The 24,224-nt window shown below is 60.0% G+C and carries 22 protein-coding genes; 14 read left to right on the top strand and 8 right to left on the bottom strand.

The annotated features are described in order from the left end of the window. Window positions 1-237 precede the first annotated feature (237 nt). The 6 genes from RBH10_RS18215 (at window position 238) to RBH10_RS18190 (ending at window position 4,529) form a co-directional block, all read left to right on the top strand. A complete protein-coding gene (locus RBH10_RS18215) occupies window positions 238-717 on the top strand; it encodes a YcgN family cysteine cluster protein (RefSeq protein WP_281036247.1) in 480 nt (159 codons plus the stop codon). A 169-nt stretch (window positions 718-886) separates the two neighbouring features. Continuing rightward, on the top strand, window positions 887-1,708 hold the full coding sequence (gene blaOXA, locus RBH10_RS18210; RefSeq protein WP_045022801.1) for a class D beta-lactamase: 822 nt from the start codon (window positions 887-889) through the stop codon (window positions 1,706-1,708). 133 nt (window positions 1,709-1,841) lie between these two features. Continuing rightward, entirely contained in the window at window positions 1,842-2,267 is a 426-nt protein-coding gene (gene cueR, locus RBH10_RS18205; RefSeq protein ID WP_045022802.1) for a Cu(I)-responsive transcriptional regulator, read from the top strand. A gap of 134 nt (window positions 2,268-2,401) precedes the next feature. Next, a complete protein-coding gene (locus RBH10_RS18200; protein ID WP_045022803.1) occupies window positions 2,402-2,671 on the top strand; it encodes a type II toxin-antitoxin system ParD family antitoxin in 270 nt (89 codons plus the stop codon). Then, a complete protein-coding gene (locus tag RBH10_RS18195; protein ID WP_281036248.1) occupies window positions 2,661-3,023 on the top strand; it encodes a type II toxin-antitoxin system RelE/ParE family toxin in 363 nt (120 codons plus the stop codon). The genes RBH10_RS18200 and RBH10_RS18195 overlap by 11 nt, the downstream gene beginning before the upstream one ends. 123 nt (window positions 3,024-3,146) lie before the next feature. Then, on the top strand, window positions 3,147-4,529 hold the full coding sequence (locus RBH10_RS18190) for an MFS transporter (protein ID WP_281036249.1): 1,383 nt from the start codon (window positions 3,147-3,149) through the stop codon (window positions 4,527-4,529). Window positions 4,530-4,551: 22 nt separating this feature from the next. Here RBH10_RS18190 and RBH10_RS18185 read toward each other — a convergent pair whose 3' ends face one another. From RBH10_RS18185 to RBH10_RS18170, 4 genes are all read right to left on the bottom strand, one after another. After that, window positions 4,552-4,725: a hypothetical protein gene (locus tag RBH10_RS18185; RefSeq protein ID WP_281036250.1), complete on the bottom strand. Its 174-nt coding sequence runs from the start codon at window positions 4,723-4,725 to the stop codon at window positions 4,552-4,554. Between the two features lie 59 nt (window positions 4,726-4,784). Next, window positions 4,785-6,503 (bottom strand): glycoside hydrolase family 32 protein, encoded by a 1,719-nt coding sequence (locus RBH10_RS18180; protein ID WP_281036251.1) that lies wholly within the window; start codon window positions 6,501-6,503, stop codon window positions 4,785-4,787. Window positions 6,504-6,566: 63 nt separating this feature from the next. Further along, window positions 6,567-7,637 carry a sensor histidine kinase gene (locus RBH10_RS18175; protein ID WP_281036252.1) on the bottom strand — a complete coding sequence of 357 codons (1,071 nt, stop codon included), beginning with the start codon at window positions 7,635-7,637 and terminating at the stop codon, window positions 6,567-6,569. 425 nt (window positions 7,638-8,062) lie between these two features. Further along, window positions 8,063-10,858, bottom strand: a complete 2,796-nt coding sequence (locus RBH10_RS18170; RefSeq protein WP_281036253.1) for an autotransporter domain-containing protein — start codon at window positions 10,856-10,858, stop codon at window positions 8,063-8,065. A gap of 508 nt (window positions 10,859-11,366) precedes the next feature. On the opposite strand from RBH10_RS18170, the gene RBH10_RS18165 reads away from it, so the two are divergent. Beyond that, complete coding sequence (locus RBH10_RS18165; protein ID WP_281037354.1) at window positions 11,367-12,827, top strand: YdiU family protein; 1,461 nt, start codon at window positions 11,367-11,369, stop codon at window positions 12,825-12,827. Between the two features lie 204 nt (window positions 12,828-13,031). On the opposite strand, the gene RBH10_RS18160 is transcribed toward RBH10_RS18165, so the two are convergent. Then, complete coding sequence (locus RBH10_RS18160; protein ID WP_281036254.1) at window positions 13,032-14,132, bottom strand: saccharopine dehydrogenase family protein; 1,101 nt, start codon at window positions 14,130-14,132, stop codon at window positions 13,032-13,034. A 147-nt stretch (window positions 14,133-14,279) separates the two neighbouring features. Between RBH10_RS18160 and RBH10_RS18155 the strand changes: the two genes are divergently transcribed. Beyond that, window positions 14,280-14,711, top strand: coding sequence for an Lrp/AsnC family transcriptional regulator (locus tag RBH10_RS18155; protein WP_045022810.1), 432 nt, complete (start codon window positions 14,280-14,282; stop codon window positions 14,709-14,711). A 198-nt stretch (window positions 14,712-14,909) separates the two neighbouring features. Here RBH10_RS18155 and RBH10_RS18150 read toward each other — a convergent pair whose 3' ends face one another. Continuing rightward, window positions 14,910-15,278 (bottom strand): helix-turn-helix domain-containing protein, encoded by a 369-nt coding sequence (locus RBH10_RS18150; RefSeq protein WP_281036255.1) that lies wholly within the window; start codon window positions 15,276-15,278, stop codon window positions 14,910-14,912. Window positions 15,279-15,420: 142 nt separating this feature from the next. On the opposite strand from RBH10_RS18150, the gene RBH10_RS18145 reads away from it, so the two are divergent. After that, complete coding sequence (locus RBH10_RS18145; RefSeq protein WP_281036256.1) at window positions 15,421-16,260, top strand: SDR family oxidoreductase; 840 nt, start codon at window positions 15,421-15,423, stop codon at window positions 16,258-16,260. A 27-nt stretch (window positions 16,261-16,287) separates the two neighbouring features. Here the strand turns inward: RBH10_RS18145 and RBH10_RS18140 are convergent, their stop codons facing one another. Continuing rightward, entirely contained in the window at window positions 16,288-17,928 is a 1,641-nt protein-coding gene (locus tag RBH10_RS18140; RefSeq protein ID WP_281037355.1) for an alpha/beta-hydrolase family protein, read from the bottom strand. A gap of 506 nt (window positions 17,929-18,434) precedes the next feature. Between RBH10_RS18140 and RBH10_RS18135 the strand changes: the two genes are divergently transcribed. Next, window positions 18,435-18,968, top strand: coding sequence for a hypothetical protein (locus RBH10_RS18135; protein ID WP_281037356.1), 534 nt, complete (start codon window positions 18,435-18,437; stop codon window positions 18,966-18,968). Further along, a complete protein-coding gene (locus RBH10_RS18130; protein ID WP_281036257.1) occupies window positions 18,965-20,224 on the top strand; it encodes a DNA-packaging protein in 1,260 nt (419 codons plus the stop codon). Before RBH10_RS18135 ends, RBH10_RS18130 begins: the two co-directional genes overlap by 4 nt. Window positions 20,225-20,256: 32 nt before the next feature. On the opposite strand, the gene RBH10_RS18125 is transcribed toward RBH10_RS18130, so the two are convergent. Beyond that, window positions 20,257-21,723, bottom strand: a complete 1,467-nt coding sequence (locus RBH10_RS18125) for an MFS transporter (protein WP_281037357.1) — start codon at window positions 21,721-21,723, stop codon at window positions 20,257-20,259. Window positions 21,724-21,877: 154 nt separating this feature from the next. On the opposite strand from RBH10_RS18125, the gene RBH10_RS18120 reads away from it, so the two are divergent. From RBH10_RS18120 to RBH10_RS18110, 3 genes are all read left to right on the top strand, one after another. Then, window positions 21,878-22,504: a TetR/AcrR family transcriptional regulator gene (locus RBH10_RS18120; RefSeq protein ID WP_281036258.1), complete on the top strand. Its 627-nt coding sequence runs from the start codon at window positions 21,878-21,880 to the stop codon at window positions 22,502-22,504. 519 nt (window positions 22,505-23,023) lie between these two features. Further along, on the top strand, window positions 23,024-23,662 hold the full coding sequence (locus tag RBH10_RS18115; RefSeq protein WP_281036259.1) for a hypothetical protein: 639 nt from the start codon (window positions 23,024-23,026) through the stop codon (window positions 23,660-23,662). Between the two features lie 43 nt (window positions 23,663-23,705). Next, on the top strand, window positions 23,706-24,029 hold the full coding sequence (locus RBH10_RS18110) for a Dabb family protein (protein ID WP_003512096.1): 324 nt from the start codon (window positions 23,706-23,708) through the stop codon (window positions 24,027-24,029). Window positions 24,030-24,224: the final 195 nt, after the last annotated feature.

Below are 24,224 nucleotides of genomic sequence, written 5' to 3'. Positions count from 1 at the left end.
TCAACGCAACGCGGACTGTCGATGTTTCTGCGCTTCACCCAATTCCGGACGCAAAACCGTGGCATGGTTGTGGCAGAACTGCTTGACGCGGCGGCTTGTCCCGGGCCAATGACCGTTTGCCACCCGCTAGAATGCTAAAATATCGTACAAACCAGCCCTTGGCGATACGATATTAAGGATTAGGGATCGGTTAAGCCCCACTCTTCAAGAGATCAAAATGAAACGGAAATGTTAACGATGAATGACGCGCCGTTCTGGAAAACCAAATCGCTCACCGAGATGACCGGCGAGGAGTGGGAAAGCCTGTGCGACGGCTGCGGCCTGTGCTGTCTGAACAAGCTGGAAGATTGGGACACCGGTGAGGTGGCCTTCACTTCGGTCCGCTGTCAGCTGCTCGACGGCGAAAGCTGTCGGTGCTCCGACTATGAGAACCGCCGCGCCACCGTGCCGGACTGTATCCAGCTGGATTTGAAGAAGGTGCACGAGATCGGCTGGCTGCCGCCCACCTGCGCCTATGCGCTGGTTCGCGACGGCAAGGATCTGTACTGGTGGCACTATCTCGTCTCCGGCGATTGGGAGACGGTGCATCAGGCCGGCATTTCCGCGCGTGGCCGCACCGTTAATGAACTGGATGTGGATGTTGACGATTTCGAGGATTATGTGGTCGACTGGCCGCTGACAGTGGGCGAGACGGCGGGCGAAAGGGAGCATAGCTGACGGAAAGCGCCAATTTTCGTTTTGGTCCTATTCCTGCCCCATCGTTCTCTTATGGCATGTCGCCGAAACTGTGCCGCAGTTTCGAGAGAACGACATGCCCGAAAAAGGCCCACCGTTCGACCATTCAGGTAAATGATCCGCAAAAAGCGGACGAGGGACATCAAAACGCATGCGCTATCGGCTGTCCGCCATCGTTCTTTCGTGCATTGCCCTCCAGGGCATCCTGTCGCTTCCCGCTTCGGCCCAGCAACCGCCGGCTTTCGAATGCACGCTGGTCACCTCCATCGAAACCGGCGCGGTCATCAACCAGCAGGGCGCCTGCGACCAGCGCGTGGCGCCGGCCTCCACCTTCAAGGTGCCCTTGGCGCTGATCGGTTATGATGCCGGTATCCTGCTGGACGACAAGACGCCCGCATGGGACTGGAAACCCGGCACGGAGGCCCGCGCACAGGACCGCAAGACGGTCGATCCAACCTCATGGGAACAGGATTCCGTGCTGTGGTACTCGCGGGAACTCACCCGCCGCCTCGGCCCGGAAAAATTCGCCGCCTATGTGAAGCGCCTGGGTTACGGCAATGCCGATGTGTCCGGCGAGCCGGGCAAGAATAACGGCCTCACTCATTCCTGGCTCGGCGCTTCGCTGACCATTTCGCCGGTTGAACAGGTGGGCTTCATCCGCCGCCTGCTTGCCGGAAATCTGCCGCTCTCGCGCGACGCGCAGGCAAAGACAAGGGCGATCGTACCGGTATTCGATGCGCCGGAAAGCTGGAGCGTGCACGGCAAGACCGGCACGGGCTACATGCGTGACGAAAAGGGCAACCCCGACCGCAACCGCCCCTTCGGCTGGTTCGTCGGCTGGGCGGAGCGCGAAGGCCAGCACATCGTCTTCGCAAGGCTTCGTGTTTCCGACAAGCCATCAAACGAAGCGCTCGGCCCGCTGGTACGCGACGCCTTCCTGCGCGATATCCCGCGGCTGGCGGTGCATCGGTAGTTAAGCGTTTGTCAAGCTGCACTCACGATTCCGTGTGCAACAAAAAACGTCGTCTTCCCTTGACCTTCCCATGATGGGAATCCCTACATAAGGTCTCAAGACGGGCGAAGGACGCCCATAGGGAAGTGATGACATGAATATCGGACAGGCATCGGATGCATCCGGCGTTTCCGCCAAGATGATCCGTTATTACGAGCAGATCGGCCTCATCACGCCCGCCGCCCGCACCGGCAACAATTACCGGGTCTATGGCGAGCAGGACGTGCATAATCTGCGCTTCATCAAGCGGGCGCGCACGCTCGGTTTTTCACTGGAAGAGACCGAAACGCTGCTGAAACTCTGGCAGGACAAGAGCCGCGAGAGTTCGGCGGTGAAGGACATCGCGCTCGGGCATATCGCCGATCTCGAGCAGAAGATCGCCGAGATGAAGGGCATGGTGAAGACGCTGTCGCACCTTGCCCATTGCTGCGGCGGTGACCACCGGCCCGATTGCCCCATCCTTGATGATCTAGCGGCAGGCGTCGAAAAGCCCGCCCACAAGCCGGCGAAAGCGCATTGACCTTGCAATAGCCGGGCACGGCAACATCGTTATGATCTTCCCCGTTACGGACACGAGCTGCCGCCATGCCGCTGGAATGAAGATGGAAAATATGCTACTGAGTAGCATCATTTTCTTGAAACGGGATCGCCGCCATGTCCGTAAAGGCATCTGTATCCATTTCCGATCAGCAGGATATTTTCGCGCGCAGGCTGGTGGAGGAGGGGCGTTACGCCAGCCTCAGCGCCGTGGTCCAGCGCGGACTGGAACTGCTCCGGCAGGAAACCGAATTGAAGGACGCCGAGCTTGCCGCCCTTCGCGATTTGCTGACTGAGCGCGGGCAGGGAAAATTTATCTCCGTCGAAGACGGCAAGGACAGAACCGCGGCGATGATCGCGGCCAAAAAGGCCAGCTATGGCCTTTAAGGTCCTGCGTTCGACGGAAACGGATCAGGACCTCGGCCTCATTCTGGACCATCTCGTCCAATCCTATCTCGACCTTGGCGATGCCTTGCCGGCTGCTTTCACACGGGCTGCACGGCGTGTGGGGTCGATTGAAACGGATGTGGAAGCCCTTCACAAAGCGCCTTTTCAGGGGACATTGTCACCCGAAATATTGCCAGGCCTTCGCCGGGTAACGAAAAATCAGACCGTCTTTTATTTCGATGTCAATGAGAGCGAAAAGACCGTTCGTATTCTCGCGGTGTTTTTCAGCGGGCAGGACCATCTGCGCCATATGCTGAAGCGCCTTGCATCCTACCCCGCAGAGGGTTCCTGACGCCGCCGAGTTCACCCAAACGGAAAAAGCTGAAAAGCCGCCTTGACCTCAATGGCGCTTGAGGTTCTAGTTTGCCCGCCGTATCGACAAAATGGAAAGGATACGGCTTTGACGAGTGTGGAAATGACGGAGAAAAATAGCTGGTCGGAATTGCTGAGCGGGGCGAACCTCTCGCTTCTGACCGTTATTTCCTCCGGAATAGGCCTGCATGCCTTCAACCAGTTCGCGGTGGTGACGGCCCTGCCGGTTGCCGTGCGCGAAATCGGTGGCGCGGCCTTCTATAGCTGGGCCTACAGCCTCTATTTCGTCGGTTCCGTGGCGGGCGGTGTTACCGCCGTTCTGTTTCGCGAGCGTTTTGGTGCACGCAGCGTTCTACTCCTGTGCTGCCTGATCTTTTCCTTCGGCTCCGTCATGTCGGCGCTCGCCGACAGCTTTTTATGGGTCGTCATCGGCCGGACGTTGCAGGGGCTTGCGGACGGCCTGATCGTGGCGGTGTGTTACAGCCTCATACCCGCCGGTTTTCGTTCGGCGCTGCTGCCGAAGGTCTTTGCCATCGAGGCGGCCATCTGGGCGGTCGCGTCTTTCGTCGGGCCGCTGACCGGCGGTTTTGCCACCGAACACATCTCCTGGCGCGCCACATTCCTGCTGTCGGCACCACTGATCGTGCTGCTGCTGGCCTATACGGCCATTGCCGTCTCAGCCGAACGGCCGGTCGCGGCGTCACGCAAGCCACTGGTTCCGCTGCTTCTTTGCCTTGTCGGTGCTTTGGCCTTTTCCGCGCCCTCCGCCTTTGAGGATGCCGGTCTGCGCATCGTCTCCCTGCTTGCCGGGGCAGCGCTGTTATGGGCCTCGCTGAAGGTGGGCATCCGTCCTTCCATGGGGCTTTTCCCGAAGGATTCGTTCCGGCTGAAAACGGTGCTCGGAAGCGGCTTCTGGGTGCTGTTCCTGATGTCCTATGCCCATGCGCTGGGCAGCGTCTATCTCGCTTATGTCGCCATCAATCTCTGGCACCATGAACCGACCTTTGCCGGTTTCATCGTCGTGACGATGCCGCTTGCGTGGAGCCTTGTCGCGATGCTCATCGGCAGCCTGCGTTCCAATCGCTTGCGGGAACTGTGCCTGCATTACGGCCCTTACCAGATGGTGCCGGGCTGCGCCCTGCTCGGACTTGGGCTGGCGACGGGCAACTGGCCGGAAATGTTGCTTGGGCAGATATTGATCGGTTCGGCGTTCGGCATGTCCTGGGCCGGCATCAGCCAGGCCGCCATGGAGGCCGCGCCGGAAGAGGAGCGCAAGATGACCGGCGCGCTGCTTCCCACGGTCGCGACGCTTGGAGCAGCAGCCGGTGCGGGCGCAAGCGGCACCGTCGCTGCGGCGAGCGATCTTGTCACGCAGATCGATCTTGCGGATGTGACGATGCCGATGGTCTATCTTTACGGGCTGGGTGTCATTGTTTCGCTGCTTGCGATCCTGACCACCCGCGGCTTGCGGAGCGGACAGCGCTAACGCCTCTGCGGCGTTCACGCGGTTACGACTGGGTGGTGGCGATGGTGATCGCCGCCAGATAAACCACGAAAGCCATGATCGCGATCGCGCCGATAATGATGATGACACCCTTGCCGGCGCGTTTTTTCTCGGCCTTGTTCTCGTTGGCTTCGGTTGGAAACAGGATGGGATCGCGGGAATCGCTGATTTTTGTCATGCCGTTTCTCCTTTCGGCGGTTGCTGGATCATCAACAGCCAGCTCCGCCAAAAGGTTCCTCACGGACGCAGCGCCCAGGTGGTTGCATGGACCACAGCGCCCGGTGCTGCCCTGAGGAGTGCCGAGCGCACGGGCTCGAAACCCTCGATGCGTTTTGTGCCGACATACCGGCCCCGGTTGGCAAAGACTTCGATGGAGCCGTAATCCAGAAAGATGCGGATGCGTGAGACCCTCGCACCCTTGGCGATATAATGCGGCGAGGGGCCGTCACGCCCGTCCTCGTGGCGAATCCACAGGCCGGTTTCATCGGAGACAAGACCAAGCTCGACCGCCGGATGATCGAGCACAAGCTCGAAAGGCGCGCCGGGCGAGGCAAGCTCGATCAGTATCTCCACCGCCCCGTTGATGAAGGTGACACGTTCGCCGGCCGCCAGACGTGTGCGATCGAGAATATGGCTGCGCAGGCTTTCCGCAGCACCGATCGGCGGGGTCAGAAGCTCGCCGTGCGAATAGTGTATGCGGCGCGGCAGCGTCATCGAGGTGGGGAAATCGATCTCCGGATTGGCATCCGCCCAATTGGCGAGCCAGCCGATGCCGATGATGCTGTCCCCGTCAAGAAACGCCTGAAAGGCGTAATTGTCGGTGCCGAAATCCAGTTCCTGGCCGAATTCCCTGGTGAAGAGCTTGCCATCGAACCAGCCGACATCGGCCATGGTCAGGTTCTTGCGGCCGGTCTCCGGGTCTTCCGAATGCATCAGCCCGTAGACCAGCACCCAGCGGGTGGAGCGGGCATTGGCCGGGCCGTCAAGCGGCAGAAGGCAGGGGCATTCGATGGCCGTGGTTTTGTAGCGCGTTTCCACCCAAAGCTTGCCGACATAGGTCCAGCCAGATGCGGCGGTGGGGTCGAGCGTCTCGTAAAGCAGGATGACGCCGCCACCGTCGCTCTGGCTGCCCAGCACCATTTTCCACAGGCCATCGGGGCCGCGAAAGACATAAGGGTCGCGGAAATCCGGTGTCAGCCCCTGTCCGCCCGGGCGGTGACCCAGAATGACCTCGGCCTGCCCGGCCATGATGAGATCGGAAGAGGTGGCGGTAAGCTGTATCTGCTGTTCGGGAATGCGGTCCTGCACCTGCTCGGTGAAGAATACGCGGATGCCTGAGCCTTCCACCAGCGGAATGGTCGAGCCGGAATATGCGCCGCCGCGTTTGTCGGGCCGGGTCGTCAGATCCTCTGACGGGAAGAGGAAGATCGGCAGGTGTCGCCAGCGCAGGTAGTCCGAGGATACCGCGTGGCCCCAATGCATGGTGTTCCAGCGCAGCCCATGCGAATAATGCTGGTAGAACAGATGCGGCCGGCCTTCGAAACGGCCAAAGCCGTTCGGGTCGTTCATCCAGCCGAAGGGCGGACGGAAGTGGTAGCTATCAGGCAATTCGGGTGCGGCATTATCAGGCTTGGTATGAACGACGGTAATGCCGGTTTCGAGCACGTCCGAAGCGGTGAACCAGTAGATGACGGAAACTGCTGTGGTGACCGTGTCGTAACTCAGCTCGACATGGCCGCCGCCGAAGACCTGATAGATTCTAAATCCGAACTCTTCGGTGTTGACGCTTGAAACTTCAGCGAATTTTCCATTCGCATTGGAAAAAGAGACGGCGCCGGGTTCGGCAGGCTTTTTCGCCTTCAGCCAGACATGGAAGGTGGCATTAACCGGCAGATCGGTGTGAAGGGTGCGGATTGCGCTTTCCGGCTCGGCGGTTACGGCGTCAACGACGGTCATTCCCGTTCCTTTCGTTGCGGCTACTCTGGTTCAGGAAACGCAACGAATGGGACGAAAGAAAGTTCAACTGCCTGACGTTTCGCCGTCCTCAGCCTCGTATTTGCCATCCAGTTCGAACACCAGCCCGTCCGGATGGTAGAAGGTGCGGCCTTCGCCGGAGAAATAGGCCGCAACAATCTGGTTGGTAAGCCGCGAGCCGAAACCCTTGCGCGTCGGCGGCCTGACCGTTGGTCCACCAGTCTCGCGCCAGCGCAGTTCGAAGCGGTCGCTGTCATCCAGCGTCCAGACGATTTCGACCCTGCCGCTCTCATTGGAAAGCGCGCCGTATTTCAGCGCATTGGTGGCCAGTTCGTAGACGGCGAGCGACAGGCCGAGTGCCTGTTGCGGCGCGATTTCCATGTCCGGGCCGGAAATAATCACGCGCGCCTTGTCGTCGAGATGCGGATAAACCGAATCGCGGACAAGCGCGGAGATGCTGGCGCCCTTTCCCGAAGCGTGCATGAGGTTCTGGGCGTTGCCGAGCGCTGCGATGCGCCTCTTGATGGTGTCGCGTGCCTCCTCCAGCGTCGGCGAATGGCGCAGGGTGGCGCTGACGACCGCGGTGGTGATCGCCATCGTGTTCTTGACCCGGTGGACGAGTTCGCGCCGCAGAACCTCTTCCCGTTTGCGGCTTTCGACCGTCGGAGTGGTCTCGACCGTGATGTTGATCAGGCCGGCTACTTTGCCGTGATCGTCATAAAGCGGGCTGTAGGAAAAGGTCCAATAGGTGTCTTCCGGATAGGCGTTTCGATCCATGACGAGGTGCAGGTCCTCGGCAAAGGTGCCCCTGCCGGACAGCGCTTCGTCCACGAAGGGTTTCACGTCGTCCCAGACATCGGACCAGAGAATGTGAAACGGCTTGCCGAGCGCATCCTGTTCCTTCAGCCCCAGAAGCGGCCGGTAGGCATCGTTATAGATGATGTTGAGGTCAGGGCCCCAGAACAGGCAGATGGCATGGCCTTGCTTGAGGATCATCTGCACGGTGGTTTTGAGCGATACCGGCCATGTTTCTATTGGCCCCGTGCTTGTCGACGCCCAGTCGAAGCGGCGGATGGCCTTGCCCATTTCACTATCGTCATAGGGGAAATCTGGCACGAATATATCCTGCTTGCACTGCGGCTCATCTATTGGATGTTTGTATGTTCAAATAGACCCACAGTTCAAACGGATTTTGGCAAGTTTTCGTTGCTCGTACACATCTCCATCCCGCGTTATTGCCAACATACAAGACAATAGCGACGAAAGCGGTGTCTCAAAATTCACTTGTGGATTGATGAGCAAACGGAGGGAGCGGCCTTCAAGCACGAGACCGTCGACTTTTCAGCGACGGTCTCGACTCGATAGTGCTTAAAAGCCAACGCTGCAATTTCCGGGAACAGGTGTGGTGTGCGGAAGCGGCGTTGGCCTAGGAAACCCCTAGAGCACGTCCGGTCTTAACGGAACCGTTGGACGTGCCTTATCTCTTTGTTTTATCGCATTATCCTGATGTAAAACCGCTACGCAGTTTTACTGGAAATGTTCTAGAACTTGACGTCCCAGCGCAGATTTACGGCGTTGTTTGTGCCTTCTTTTGCGAATTCCCCGCGATAACCGAGGGAGACGGTGTTCTGTTCGGCTACCTCGAGGTTCAAAGCAGCATCGAGGATGGCGGCATTTTTTGCCACACTCGCGCCGCTGGACTGGAAGTTCGCGCCCGTTCCGGCGAAGGCGTTCTTCTTTGCGCCGTCGGTTTCCCCGAAAGCGTGAGTGTAGCCGAAACCGCCTGTGAAAAAGGCGTTCATCTCGGTTTCCAATTTCACCTTCCCACGAACGCCAAGCGTTGCAAAGGTCACGTTGTCGACGCTGTCCCTGACATCGAGCGCGCCGATGCCCCCGGTTTCACGCAGGCCACCGAGATCGACGCCTACATGTGCCAGCGATACATAGGGCGAGATTGTTTGTTTGGCATCGGCGATGATATCGGTGCTGGCCTCGCCGAAGATCTGGTATTGCCAGCCATTCATCTCGCCGCGCATCTTGCCGGCAAGGCCGGGGATCCACAATTCGCGCCGTGCTTCGCTGTCGAGATAGGAGTAGGTGCCGCCGAGACGAAGCTTGATCGCATCAAATTCCGCAGCGGCGTACATGCCGAAATGGTAAGCATCCACCGCGACGCGGGACTTCTGGTCGTCCGTTACGCGGCTTTGTTCGTAACCCGTGACGAAACCGACCGTCAGGTCATCGCCAAGAGTGCCGTCCAGACCCGCCAGCACACCCCAGCCGCTGTTACTGACCGTTTTTGTGCCGCTGTCACCGTTAAGCCGTCCGGCATGGCCCCAGGAGGTCATCCAGCCGGCCTGGTCGTTCGATGTGTCGCCGCCAGGTAACATGCGGTCGTTGATCGCATCGCGAAGATGAACGCTGTTCATGATCAGCGCCGTCTGTGCGGCGTCATAAATTCCGCCGGAAAGATTGTCGAGTATCCGGTTACCGTTTGCGACATCCGTCCAAAGGATCGAGTCGTAAAGCGTATTGCCCGAGCCGAGAGTTTCTATGGCCCTGCCGACGCTACACTGGCTTCCGGTCGATCCCGGCCGGCACATGGAGGCGTCGAGCCGGAGGTAGACGCTTGTCGGATCATAACTCAAAGAGGGGGTAAGGAACGCATATTGCCCGATCACCGCGTCGAAGCCGTTTGACGCGCCGCCACGGACAAGCCCGCCATCGGCCTTCAGTATCGTATGGTTTGTGCTCGGTGCATAAGCACCTTTTTCAGCGATAACATTCACCGTGCCGCCGCTGATGGTCGCCTGTCCCGATGCAAGGATGGCGTCGTGTTGGCCCCGCGCATTGACCTCGACGTTGTAGGTCGACCCCGGTCGGAATTCGATGGAAGTCGTGGAAAGCGTGCCGATGGAGTTGCCGGGCGCGACGACACCGCCGTTACCGACGATCATTTTGCTGAGCTTGCCCTTGCCGGACATCTGTCCGCCCCGCATTATCTCGAGATCGGAGAGCAATTCGCCATTGATCACCAGATCGCCGCCTGCGACAATGGAATTTCCGGACAATTTGTTTTTGCCGTCAAGGACGAGCTTGCCCTGATTGAGGGTAAAACCGCCGAAGCTGTTATCGCCTGCAAGAACGAGCGTGCCGTCACCGGCTTTCGTCAGACGTCCCGGGCCGGAAATATCGTTCTTCCAGATATCCCACGTGCCGAAGTCGGCGATGTCGTCGAACTTGCCGGCGGTTTGCTGCACAGTGATGTCGCGGTAGAGTTTGGCGGGCCCGTCATAGGCGGCGGGCAGGTTGATAAGCCCCCAGGTCGACTGGTCGTCGTTGAGATCTATGTTCCAGCCGGCGAGGGAGTTGGCCGGATAGGCCGTGCCTGCGATGATGTCGCGCCGGTCCTCGACGGAAAGATAGGGGAAGCGCAGGCGCAGCAATTGCCCGGATTGCTTATTAAAATGTTTAGGCTCAAGCGTCACATCGCCGTCCGTCCTGCGTTGATTGTAGTAGCCAATCGAAAAACCCGCATTCGCCTGTTCGTCGTAGAGCGGTGTCGCCTGTGTTTCCAGGCATTGGCGCAGGGTGGTTCCGCAAAGATTTCCGATTTTCTGCCGCACGGCGCGACTGCTGGCGGCAATGTCACCCACGATCTCGTCGTCGTTCAGCACATTCGACAGGGTGAAGTAGGCGGCGGTCTGTGCCGCAATTGTATCTGTCGGAAAATGAGCCTTTAGAATGACACGGCTTTCGCCATACTGGATGGCGCGGGAAAAAAGCTCCTGCCCACGCTCCGGAAATATCAGGCTTAAGGTCTGCGCCTGCTGGTATCCCTCCCACGTATGACCGCTTGGATAGCCCTGATCCCCGCGAATAATGTGGCGGCCCGGTATATAATTTCCGTCGCTGTCAAGCGCGCCCCATGGTCGCCCGCGATCAAAATAATCTTTCAGGATGAAATCCGCCGCACGCAGTCTATTCTTCTTCGGGTCGAAAGCGGCGCCGGCGTGGTTAACATATTTGACCAGCTTTTTATATTCCGCATTGTCAAAGACAGCGTTCGAGGCCGCATATTGCCCGAGTGCGTTCGTCGCGAACTTTCCATAAACCAATATTTCGTCGGCTTCAGAGTCGGTGCCGGCCAGTTGCTGGCGTGGTCCGGTTATCGTCTTCAGTTGGTTGACGCCCAACCGGTCGGCCTCGGCTGCCCATGAACCTGGCTCCGGAAATTTCCGGATGACCTTCTCAAAGAGAACCTTGTACCAGGCATCACGAAATTCCACGATCCTGTTAAAGCCCGCTTCCTGCGCATGGGCGGCCGTGGATGCCAACAGGAATACCGAAGATAGCAAAACTGAATAGTATTTTCCCATGATTAAAAAATCCTAATATATAAAGTAACAAACATAGTATTTTTCTAGTTTGTTTGTTTAGTTGATGATTTATGAGGATAATTTCAAATATAGTACTTATTTCAGGCCGTTAAATAGGCGAATTTTGTGACGGATTATTAATAGTAAACTGTAGGTATGAAATTTATTTTGATTAAATGATTGGGGCCGTGCGCAGTATAGTTACGGAGAGGCAATGTCGGGTGACGAGAGTGGTTTGCGGGCGGGCCGCCATGCGATCCCGCATCAAACCCAGTCTGTTTCTGCCTTGATTGAGTGCCGCTTCAAAAGGACGGTGTCGTTGCCGACGTGCCATAGACGCTCCGGATTTTCTTGAAACACCGGTTCGAAGGCTGCATCCGCCGGTTTTGCCTACCATCCGGTCTTGCCCCGTCCTACATATGTTCTAAATTCCTGCCTATGCTCTCGATAATGGGGTGCGACCGTGATGAAATTCGACAATTCCTATGCCCGCCTGCCGGAGCGGTTCAGCGCCGCCGTTTTGCCGACGCCAGTGAAGGCGCCGCGCCTCATCGCTTTCAATCGCGCGCTGGCCGACGAGCTTCTTCTTGATGTTTCGGGCCTAGACGACGAGAGGCTGGCGGCGATCTTTTCCGGCAATGTGGTGCCGCAGGGGGCCGAGCCGCTGGCCATGGCCTATGCCGGCCACCAGTTCGGCGGTTTCGTGCCGCAGCTGGGTGATGGCCGCGCCATTCTTCTCGGTGAGGTGATCGACAGAAACGGCAAACGCCGCGATATCCAGCTGAAAGGCTCCGGCCCGACGCCGTTTTCACGACGGGGAGACGGGCGTGCTGCCCTTGGCCCGGTGCTGCGCGAATATATCGCCTCCGAGGCAATGTTCGCGCTCGGTATTCCCGCGACAAGGGCGCTGGCAGCCGTTCTTTCCGGCGAAAGGGTGCAGCGCGAGGTCGGCCTGCCGGGTGGCGTTTTCACCCGCGTTGCGGCAAGCCACATCCGTGTCGGCACCTTCCAGTTCTTTGCCGCGCGCGAGGATGACGAGGCGATCAAAAACCTCGCGGACTACGTGATCGACCGCCACTATCCCGAAGCGAAAGATGCGGGCAATCCTTACCTCGCCCTTTTGCAGGGGATCGCGCAGCGACAGTGCGAACTCATTGCCCGCTGGATGATGGTGGGTTTTATCCATGGCGTGATGAACACCGACAATATGGCGGTCTCCGGCGAGACGATCGATTTCGGGCCATGTGCTTTCCTCGACGAATATCACCCGAACAAGGTGTTTTCCTCGATCGACGCGCAGGGGCGTTACGCCTTCAACAACCAGCCGGGCATCGCCCAGTGGAACATCGCAAGGCTGGCGGAATGCCTTCTGCCGCTGCTCGACCCGGAAGTGGAGAAAGCCGCCGAACTCGCCAATGCCGTGCTCGCCGATTTCGCCGCCGCCTTCCCCAAACGCTGGCTTGCCGGTATGCGTGAAAAACTGGGCCTGACAGTGGAGGAAGAGGGCGACATCGATCTGGTGCAGGCGCTGCTGGCGTTGATGCAGGCATCGGAGGCCGACTACACGCTGACCTTCCGGCGTCTTTCCCACGCGGCTGACGGCGATGCCGAGCCGTTTCGCGGCATGTTCATCGATATCGCAGCGGCGGATGAATGGCTGGCGCGCTGGCGGGCGAGAGCCGGGCGGGAAAGCGTCTCCGCCACGGAGAGGTCGCGGGCGATGCTTGCCACCAACCCGGCCATCATTCCGCGCAACCACCGCATCGAGGAACTGATCGCAGCGGCGGTGGAAGACGGTGATTTCGAACCCTTCCATGCCATGCTGGCCGCGATTGCCACACCCTTCGAGGAACGACCGGACAACTTCGTCTACATGCAGCCGCCGATGAGCGACGAGAGGGTGTTCCGGACGTTTTGCGGGACGTGATTTGGTGAGGCATTCCGCGTCTGTGGAACGAGCGGGGGCACCTTGCCGTCTTCTTCCCATCGGGGAGAAGGTCGCGACAGCGGGATGAGGGGGCAAGGGTAGTGAGTTAGGGCGACGTTGCTCCTTATCTGACCCTTCGGGCCATCTTCTCCCCGGCGGGGAGAAGAAACAAGCCTCGACGTCGCGCCCCATAGACGCCCTTAGTTACCCAACCCGAGCCAGCGGCTCATGCGTGCCGTAATATCGGCCGAACCGGTTTTCGAGGAATTTCGGCAGGGCTACTTCCTCCTGACGGACGAACCCCTTCTGCGGCAAAGAGCCTTCCGCGAGCAGATCGAGAACCGTGCAGATGCCTGCAGCCGTGGTGATCTGGATGGCGCTCATCATCCGGCCGGAAACCGGACCCGCATAGACTTTGTTGGCATAGGTTTCCTGCAGGAAACGGCCATTGCGGGTGCCGCAGACGGTGACGAAGACGATGACCACGTCCTGCATGGTGCCGGGCAGGGCGTTTTCGAACAGATCCTTCAGCACATCGCGGCGGTTGCGCAGGTTGAGGTCGTTGAGGAGCGCCTTCATGATCGCCACATGGCCGGGATAACGGATGGTGCGGTAATTCATCGTCCGCACCTTGCCTTCCAGCGTGGCGCACAGCGTGCCGAGGCCGCCCGAGGTGTTGAAGGCCTCGTAGGTGACGCCATCGAGCGAGAATTCCTCGCGCTCCTCAAGGGCGGGAACGGCGGTGAGGCGTCCTTCGACGATTGCTTCGCAGGGTTCGATATATTCGTTGATCAGCCCGTCCGTGCTCCAGGTGAGGTTGTAGTTGAGCGCGTTGGACGGATATTGCGGCAGGGCTCCCACGCGCATGCGCACGCTGTCCAGCTTGTCGAACCGGGCTGCAAGATCGGCGGCGACGATGGAAATGAAACCGGGGGCGAGGCCACATTGCGGGATGAGAGCGGTTTCAGCCGTTTCCGCCAGGGCCTTGACCTTGCGGGTGGATTCGACGTCTTCGGTGAGATCGAGATAATGCGTGCCGACGGCGACCGCCGCTTCCGCAATGCCCGCCGTCAGGTGGAAGGGGGCGGCGGAAAGCACGGCGAATTTGCCCTTCAACAGCGCTTCCAGCGCCGGACGGTCACCGATGTCGACGATTTCGGTATCGACGCGCTCATGCGCCGGTACGTTCGTCAACTGGTCGGCCGAGCGATCGGCAACCGTGATGCGATAATCGCCGGTGACGGCCAGCATCCAGGCGATGGCTGAACCGATATTGCCCGCGCCGATGACGACAATGTTTTTCATGATTTTGTTCCCCGCAGTAAATTCGCATGTATCTGCGCACCGAATGCGCTTCAAAGGCAGAATGCCAGCTTTTATTGACGATTCGCAGCTTCACTATGTGCGGATAGCGGGTTAATATTGAGCAATTAGACGACAGGATTGGTCACTATGACGATTGCCGAAAAGGACCGGGCGCTGCTTGCCCTGCTTTCCGAAAATGCCCGCATGCCGGTGGCGGAACTGGCGCGCAAACTCGGCCTTTCGCGCACCACGGTGCAGGCCCGCATCGAGCGGCTGGAGGCCGACGGCGTGATCGCCGGTTATGGCTTGAGGCTTTCGGAAAGCTATCTTTCCGGGCTGGTGCGTGCCCATGTGCTGATCACCATCGCACCAAAGGCGCTGCCCGGCGTGACGGCAGCACTTGCCGCCATCAAGGAGGTGACGACGCTGCATTCGGTGAGCGGCACGTTTGATCTCATCGCCATTCTGGCAGCGCCATCAATCCTCGACCTCGACCGGCTGATCGACCGGATCGGCGCGCTGGATGGTGTGGAGCGCACCTTGTCGTCGATCATTCTTTCGACGCGGATTTCGAGGTAGGGCGTTGGGGGAAGTGCGGCAGGCGAAAGGTGGGCGAGTACGCGCGATGTTCTCTTCTCCCTCATCCCTGTGCCTGTCACAGGGATCCTTTCAGCCCAAGTCCTTGGGCTGAAAGGACGCTTCCCGCCGCGCAGACGCGCGTCGGCTGGATTCCTGTGACAGGCACAGGGATGAGGAAGGTGGGGGGGCCGCCTTGCCCTAAGCCGCAACCCTCTCATCATAAGCCTTCTGTGCCGCCAGCACCGCGTCGATATTGCCCTCCGCCCAATGGGCAAGTGCCGCAACCGTTTCGGTGAGCGTGCGCCCCAGCGGCGTTAGAGAATATTCCACCGTGACCGGAACCGTTGGAAAGACCTGCCGTGAAATCAGCCCGTCACGCTCGAGCTTCTTCAGCGTCTGCGACAGGACCTTCTGCGAAATGCCCTTGATCTCACGACGCAGCAGGTTGAAGCGCACGGGGTCCAGCCGCAGCTTGTCAAGGATCAACAGCGCCCATTTGTCGGCGATCCTGTCCAGAACCATGCGTGTCGGGCAGCGGTCCTCGTAAACGTCATAGACGCGTTCCATCGATGTCATCCCTTCTTCAAAGGCCGTGCCGGTTTCCACAAGGATACCAGATAACCGAAAAGTGCTCTCTTTTCATGATTTCCAGCACGCAGTATGTGTGTTTCCGAAACATGGTTTCCATTAGATACTACGGAGATTTGAGATGACTGGCAAGATACTCGTAATCGGTTCCACCGGCACCATCGGCACGCCGCTGGTAAAGGCGCTTCTGGCCAAGGGCGAAAGCGTGAAGGCGGCCTCGCGCACCGGCAAGGCGGCGGACGGCGCGGAAGGGGTGCGCTTCGATTATACCGATGCCTCGACTTACGCGGATGCCTTCGACGGTGCCGACCGGCTGTTTCTGATCCTGGCGGGCGGGCGTCTGGATGCCATCGACGCGCTGACGCCGGTGGTCGAGGAAGCCGCTCGTCGCAAGGTGAAGATCGTGTTTCTCAGCGTCTTCGGCGTCGATGCCGACGATTCCATTCCCTATCGCCAGATCGAGCTGAAGATCATCGCCTCCGGCGTGCCTTACGTCATTTTGCGCCCCAACTGGTTTGCCGATAATTTCCACACCTACTGGAAGGCTGGCATCGAACACGGCGAGATCGCCGTTCCGGCGGGCGAGGGCAAATCGAGCTTCATCGACGTGCGCGATATCGCTGACAGCGCCGCCGCCGCCCTGACTTCCAATGCCTTCGACGGCAAGGCGTTCAACCTGACCGGCCCGAGGGCGATCGGTTACAGTGAAGCGGCCGCGATCATCTCGCAGGCAATCGGCAAGCTGGTCGGCTATAGCGCGGTTTCGGACGAGGTCTTCATCGGCATCCTCACCGGTGCGGGCGTTCCCAAGGACTACGCGTCCTTCCTCGCCTCGATCTTCCACCCCGTGCGCGAGGGTTGGACGTCGGCGGTCACCGGCGATGTCGAGACTTTGACCGGCCACGCGCCGCGTTCGCTGGAGACCTATGTGGCCGACCATCTGGATGCGCTGAAGGGCTGACACTTCAAGGCAACACGCCCGCTGCGTTTACGCCGGATCGGTGGAGCCGCGGCGGGCCTTGAAGAGCATTTTCAGCCGCTGGATATCGTCTGTAGTCCAGCCTTGTGGATCGGTCACCTCTGTCCACGCATCGATATAATGTTCCGGCGCATAGACATGGCCGTAACCGATCGGTGCCGTGGTGGCGGCGGCAACATCGAGACCGAGCTGTAGCAGGGTCACCACCGGGAACCAGCGGAAGGATGTGGAAACGTCTGGGCCGTGATGCGCCATCCATTGCGGCCGCCGGTAAAGCGAGGCGGGCTCGAAGAAGGTGATCGGGTCGCTGGCATATTGCAGATAAACGATGCGCATCGGTCCCCACGCCGCATCAGGCATATGGGCGGTGGTATATTGGTTGGCGAAGCGGATGACGGAGGAATCGCGGAAACGCGGCAGCCATTCCGGCGTGCCCGGCACCCGCCCGTTGGTCGCCATGCGCCATGTGGGGCTGGAAAAGGGCGGTCCGCTCCACAGTGCGCCCTGGAAGGGGTCAGCCAGTACATCGTAAAGATCGGAGGATTTCTGCGAATTGAGCGAACCGAGGCTGAGGCCATGCAGATAGAGTTTGGGCCGCGTTTCCTTGGGCAGGGTCGTCCAGTAGCCATAGACGGCCTGAAACAGCGCACGCGCCGTTTCCACGCCATAATCCGGTTCGGTCAGAAGCGCGATCCAGCTTGAAAGATAGGAATATTGCACGGCAACGCTGGCGACATTGCCGTCATGTAGATATTCGACCGTATCGAGCGCTTCGGGATCGATCCAGCCGGTGCCGGTGGGAATGACGACCAGCAGCACCTTGCGCTCGAAACCGCCGACCCGCTTCAGCTCCTCCAGCGCAAGCGCTGCCCTTTGCTCGGGTGTCGACGCGGAATTCAGCCCCGCATAGACCCTGAGCGGTTCCTTGGCGGCGCGATGGGTGAAGGCGGAGATTTCTTGGCCACCCGGCCCACCGGCCACGAATTCCCGGCCTCTGCGGCCAAGCGATTCCCATGTCATCAGCGAGGCGCTGCTGCCGGTCTTGAGCGGATCGGAAGGGCGCGGCACATCCGGCTCGATCAGCGCATCCACCTGTTTCAGCGAGGAATCCGCAAACTTCAGGCCGATATCGAAGATCAGGCCGTTCAGCAGCATCCATGACAGCACGATTGCCGCAGCGATACCAAGCACATTGGCCAGCCGGCGCGGCAGGAAGTGACGGCTGCGCGCGGAAAAGAACCGCCGGATGAGCTGGAAAAGACGGCCCGCGCCGATGAGCAGGGCGGCGACCAGCACCGCAACACCGCCGGTCTTGGTGGGGTGGGCACTGGGCAGCGGATCGAGTTCCATCAGGATACGGATGGAATTCTGCCAGTCTCTTGCCTGCCATAAAAACGCGATTGCCGTGATGGCACTCGCAAGTGCGATGAGAAAACGGATGCTGCGCCGGTTGTGGTGCGAGGGGTGGGGCAGTTCCAGATAGGTCCAGACGGCGGTGAGCGCCACGCCGATCAGATAACCGATGGCAAAGGAAAATCCGCACAGCACACCCTGCATCAGCCATGTGCGCGGCAGAAGAGACGGTGTGAGCGAAGCGCAGAACAGAATAGTGCCGAAGACGATGCCGGTTGCCGAAAGACCCGCAAACAACCGCCCAACCCATTGTTTCAACAACTTGACTTGCCCCTTTTGCCCGCCACCTGACGCGAGTGTAGTATGCGGCGGGCGAGGGTGCAAACCCTGTTCGCAGGATAAAAATCACAAAGATAGGAAAATAATCCTTTACAGCGTGACGGTGGTTTGATAGGTTTAGGTCACAGTCGGAGATTTGCGGCTGAACGGCGAATGCCGGTTCGATAAGCTGTCGTCCGATTTTATGACAACCCCCGCCATATTCGACGTCATCCTCGCCCTTGAGGCGAGGATCCATAGCTGCTCAAGCGGTGGATCCTCGGGACAGGCCCGAGGATGACGTCGGAGTGTTTGGTGAGGGGCGTCATGCATTGGATGATGCCCACGCCTCGTTCGTCTCCGAAAGACGCATGACGATAGAGGGCGCTCAGACTTTATCTGCAATCTGAACCGGTTCCGAGGGTGGCATTCCCCCAAGCGGCGCGCTCTTGCGTATTCATATTATTCTCTCGCAGGTCGATCCCATGACGAGTTTCCGTAATTGCGATCTGACGCTCCACGGCGTCTGGCCGGAAGAGTGCGCCTATGGCGGTGAGGGAAGGCTGGAGACCGCGCCCGAGACAAAATCGCGAGCCGATAAGCTGGCCGCCGAAGATGCGGCGCGTAACGGCGAACTGCGGCAGATGCTGAACGAACTGACGGTGGAGATGCGCGATCAGTTTTACATGTATCGCAACCTGCGGCAGGCAAGCGAGGCGGCATTATTGGCGACGGCGGAAGATGCTTCGGGCAAACAGGCGCGCGCCGATGTGAAGGCCGCGACAGATCAGCTTTCGGTGGTCGTCCGCACGCTGGAGCGGATCGATGTCTTGCAAAGGCTTTTGGCGGAAGAGCGCGCCGCGCTTTCCGGGGAGGACGAGACCGACAACGAAGATTATGAGGCCGCTGTGGTGTATTTCCTCAAACGCATCGACGAACTGGCCGAGCAGAAATGCCGCGCAAGACTGGAGGCAGCGACCACGCTTGCGCCGGACATTCCGGCAGGGTCTGGCGCATGACGGGCCTTTCGCCAGAACCCCGACTACAGGAGCAGGTCTTTACCCTTTTGCGCGACTGGCGCTTCATTGGCAACCTGCCACAGCAGCCGCCTGAGGGCGACTGGCGGACATGGCTTCTGATCGGCGGGCGCGGTTCAGGCAAGACGCGTGCTGGAGCGGAATGGGTGCACAGGATCGCTTCCGCCGGCAAACACTCGGATTTGCGCATCGCGCTGGTGGCGGAAACGCTGGGGGATGCCCGAGAGGTGATGATCGACGGCATTTCCGGCATATGCCGCATTGCCCGCCGACGCCGTCCTGCCTTCGAGGTCACGCGCCGGCGGCTCGTCTGGCCGAACGGGGCGATGGCGCAGGTGTTTTCGTCCGAAGACCCCGAAAGCCTGCGCGGCCCGCAATTCCACATGGCCTGGGCCGATGAGCTGGGGAAATGGAAATATCCGCAGGAAACCTGGGACATGCTGCAATTCGGCCTGCGTCTGGGCGAGGCCCCACGGCAATTGGTGACAACGACGCCACGGCCCATTCCGCTGTTAAAGGCGCTCCTGGCCGACCCTTCGAGCCGGGTGGCGCGTATGCCGACGGCGATGAATGCGCAAAACCTGTCGCCGGGTTTCCTGAAAGCCATGCATGACCGTTACGGCGGCACGCGGCTGGGGCGTCAGGAAATCGGCGGCGAACTGATCGACGAGCGGGAAGGCGCACTGTGGAAACGCGCCGATCTGGAAGCGATTGTAGAAACCGACCACGAGCCGCTGGCACGGATCGTGGTGGCGGTCGACCCGCCCGTGGGTGTGGGGGAAAATTCCTGCTGCGGCATCGTCGTAGCGGGGCTTGGCATATCAGGCAAACTGGTGGTTCTTGCGGATTGTTCGGTGGAGAGCGAGACGCCGGCCGGCTGGGCGCGTGCCGTGGTCGCTGCCGTTCGCCGCCATGAGGCCGACCGGGTGGTGGCCGAGGTCAATCAGGGCGGAGAGATGGTGCGGGCGATGTTGCAAAGCATCGATGCCAACCTGCCGCTGACGCTGGTACGGGCAAGTCGGGGCAAATTCACCCGCGCCGAGCCGGTGGCCGCGCTTTACGAACAGGGCAGGGTGCGTCACGCCGCGCGATTTGAGAAGCTCACGGACCAGATGGCGGATTTCGGACCCGATGGGTTGTCCTCCGGACGCTCGCCCGACCGGCTGGATGCGCTGGTCTGGGCGATAACGGCGCTGACGACGATGGTCGTGAATGAGCCGAGGGTGCGGGGGATGTGAGCGCACCCTCCAGTCCAAACGCCGAGGTATCGTTATTCCGGTAGCTTTTTCGGCAACCAGAGCCACGCGATAACGCCGACAATGAGGGTAAGCATGCCGCCCGTCCCGATGGCGATGTGCAGGCCGGTCAGAAAGGCCTGCTTGGCCTGCATAACGGCCTCGGGAGTGATGCCCGCATGATCGAGTGTTTCGTTGAGCGTTCCGGCAACACCGGGGCCGAGCAGACGGAAGCTGAGCGAGGCCAATGATCCAAGCAGGGTGATGCCGAGCGCATTGCCCAGCTCGTTGCTGGTCTCGGCGATTGAGCCGGCAGCACCGGCCCGCTCGGCGGGAACGGCTGACACCGCGACCTCGGCCACGAGGCTGAAGGACAGTCCGTAGCCGATACCGGCAATGATCGTCGAGGCGATGAAGGCGGGCGCACCTGCGTCGGTGCCGGTGAACAGCAGTATGAAAACGCCCGCGCTAATCAAAAAGTGCGTCGCCACAAGCGCGGTCTTGCGGCCGATCCACTCCACGATGCGGGCAGTTCCCACACATGTTGCGGTCAACACGATGGCTCCCGGCAGCGTCAAAAGCGCCGTGGTGAAAACATCAAAACCGAGCACCGATTGCAGATAGATGCCGGAGAGGAAGCCGGCGGCCGACCATACGAGCAGGGACAGAAGCCCGGTCAGGATCGCGATTGAAAAAATGCGATCGCGGAACAGGCTGATGTCGAGCAGCGGATAATCGATACGGGTCTGCCGATAGAGGAACAGCGCCAGCGCGACAATGCCGACGATACCGCCGGTGGATTGCGTCACCGTCAGGCCCTCGGCTGCGGCGGTCTTGAGCGACCAGGTGAACAGCAGGATGCCGGCAAACGACAGCACGAGGCTCGGGATGTCGATCCGGCTCTCAACCGTCGAGCGCACTTCGCGCAGCAGGGCCGGCGCGACGATCAGGAAGGCGAGCGCGATGGGAACATTGATCAGGAAGACGGCGCCCCACGCGAAGTGCCGCAGCAACATGCCGCCGATAAGCGGGCCGATGGCGAAACCGGCCGCGAATGTCGCCGCGAAAATGCCGATGGCCTGCGCACGCATACGCGGATCGGGAAACAGGGCGCTGACGATTGCCAGCGCGGACGGCAGCAATGTCGCGCCACCCAGCCCCATCAGCGCCCGCGCGGCGATCAGCATCAGGGGCGATTGCGAATAGGCCGCACTGAGCGATCCCGCACCGAAGATCACGGCACCGACCATGATGAGTCTGAGCCGCCCGTAGCGGTCGCCGATATTTCCGAAGGCGATCAGCAACGATCCGACCACGAAACCATAGATATCGAGGATCCACAGCGCCTGGTCGGCAGTCGGCGTGAGAGCGGAGGTCACATGCGGCATGGCGAGGTAAAGAATGGAGCCGTCCATGGCAACAAGCAGGACAAGCGGCAGCACGGCCATCAGGCCAAGCCATGCCTTTCGATCCGCGGAGTGTGGAAGTGTCATTTCAGTTATTGGGTCAGTCGCCGGGTCAGTCATGGGGCAAAAATCCTTGGCAAACGGCGCGCACACGCGTGCCGTTCCGGCCGCCGACGCGAGGGCCGGCGGGTGGTTGCGGTTGGGAGGTTTCTTCTATATACTTAACGTAACTTACTTTTGGTATATAGATATGTCAAGCACACATGATGACAGCCAGGCGGCTGCGAAACGCGTTCGTCTCAGCCGTGAGCAGCGGCTGCGCCAGCTCCTTGATGTGGCGTGGCGGCTGGCGCGTGTGGAAGGCACCGACGCGCTGACATTGCCGCGTCTGGCTGAAGAGGCCGGTGTCACCAAACCGGTGATTTACGATCATTTCGGCACGCGCAACGGCCTGCTGACCGCGCTCTATCAGGATTTCGACGTACGCCAGACGGCGTTGATCGACGCCGCTCTGGAGGCGAGCGGGTCGACATTGGAGGAGACGGCCAAGGTCATTGCCTCCTCTTATGTCGAGTGCGTGCTGGCCCAGGGCCGCGAGATTCCCGGTGTGCTGGCCGGGCTTGCCGGCTCCCCGGAACTGGAGCGCGTGAAGCGGGATTATCAACTCGTCTTCATCGGGAAATGTCGAAGCATACTTGCTCCATTCGCGGGGCCAAAGGCTATCGCGCAATCCGGCTTCTGGGCGATGTTGGGTGCCGCCGACGCCTTGTCCCACGCCGCCGCGACGGGTGAGATCACAGCGGAACAGGCGCAGGCCGAACTCTACGAGATCATCGTCGCGATGGTCGGCAGGAACCGTCGACGAGACATGGCGTGAATAGGGAATTCGCGCGGAACGTGTGAGGCATCCTGCACACGGTCAAAAACAAATGGCCCGGCAAACTTACCGGGCCATTTGTTTTTGCGCCTGTAATGCTGCGTCAGGTCTCCACAATCGATGACACAACCTCGGTCAGAACCTGCCCGGGGACAATGTCGAGTGCGCAGAAGCGTTTAGCAATAAACGCCAGCAGCCTTTATTTCTTCGGAGATTGCGCCGGTTTCGGCTGAGAGCCGGTTTCGCGCATCTGGCGCCACTCGTTTTCGAGACGGTCATAAACGGTCTGGGGGATTGTCGCTGTCATGGTGGCATTCCTCCTTGAATGGTCAACGCTGCGATATTGCGCGGTGAATGGAGTTAGCGCTCCAAGGTTGCGGAATTCAAGGAATTTTTTACCTCAAAACCCCGGCCTCTGGATTAAAATCGATTAGGTTTTTTTCAAATCGATTTAGTTCTGATGGCCGTCATGTGGAAAACTTGGGGGGTGATATCGCCCCCGATTTTCAGGAGCCGGCTATGGCCTATGACGAGGCGCGATTCTTCGCGCCGGTGCGAATTTCCATTTTCGGTGGCCGCCTGCGCGCCGCACAGCTTGCCGGGACGAAGACGATATTGGCGGGTTTCGACAAGGCACTGCCGGGCGGTGATCCGCGCTGGCTGGCCTATATGCTGGCCACGGCCTTTCACGAAACGGCGGCGACCATGCAGCCGGTGCGCGAGACATTGGCGGCAAGCGATGCGGAGGCGATAGCACGGCTCGACCGGGCTTTTGTGGCGGGCAGGCTGCCCATGGTGCGCAAGCCCTATTGGCGGCAGGATGCGGAGGATAAAAGCTGGCTGGGGCGTGGTTTCGTGCAACTGACCCATCGCCGCAATTACGAGGCTATGTCGGCGCTAACGGGCGTGGACCTGCTGGCTCGGCCCGAACGGGCCATGGAGCCGGATGTGGCAACCGCGATCCTGATCCACGGCATGGCGGCAGGCAGCTTCACGGGCCGCAAGCTTTCCGATGTCTTTGAGGGCAGGCGGGAGGATTGGGATGGTGCGCGTGCCGTCATCAACGGCAGCGACCGGGCCCGGCTTGTGGGGGATTACGGCCGCGCATTTCATCGTGCCCTTTTGGCGGCGCGGATTGAACCGGCGCGGGCCAGATGATAACCCGTTAGCAAGCGCCGCAAAGGCCATATTCGAATTTTGCATGACAGGTGACACCGTGATCCGCCATATCGTTTTTTTCACCGTTCCCGAGGAAAACCGCGACGCCGTGCGCAAGGGGCTTTCCGGGCTGACCGCCATTCCACATTCGCTGAAGCTGGAAATCGGTGAGAACGTGAAGAAGGACCAATGGGGCAATTCGGTCGATTTCATCGTCTATGGCGAGTTTGAAAACGAAGCGGCGCTGGCCGCCTACAAAGCCGACCCCGCCTATGATCTTTCGACCCGTACCGTGAAGCCCCTGCGCGAGACCCGCGTGGCCGCTGATTTCAACAGCGATACGGCGGTAAAAGCGCCGATCCGGTAAGCGTTTCGTTTCGCCGAAGTCGGGGGGAGGCTATAGCGCCTTCAGTGTGAGGACAGCATGGCCCTACACTCGACGTCATCCTTGGGCTTGTCCCAAGGATCTAATCACGTCCAATAAAATCGAGACGTTGCAGATACTCGGGACAGGCCCGAGCATGACGGAGGAGGGGGTTCAGGGTTTTGTCAGCGGTCTGGG

It is taken from the genome of Rhizobium sp. AN73, from assembly GCF_030757975.1.
In the GTDB taxonomy this organism is placed as follows: Bacteria; Pseudomonadota; Alphaproteobacteria; order Rhizobiales; family Rhizobiaceae; genus Agrobacterium; species Agrobacterium arsenijevicii.
Note: the sequence above shows the minus strand (reverse complement) of the source record. Positions and strands in the feature narration are given on the sequence as shown.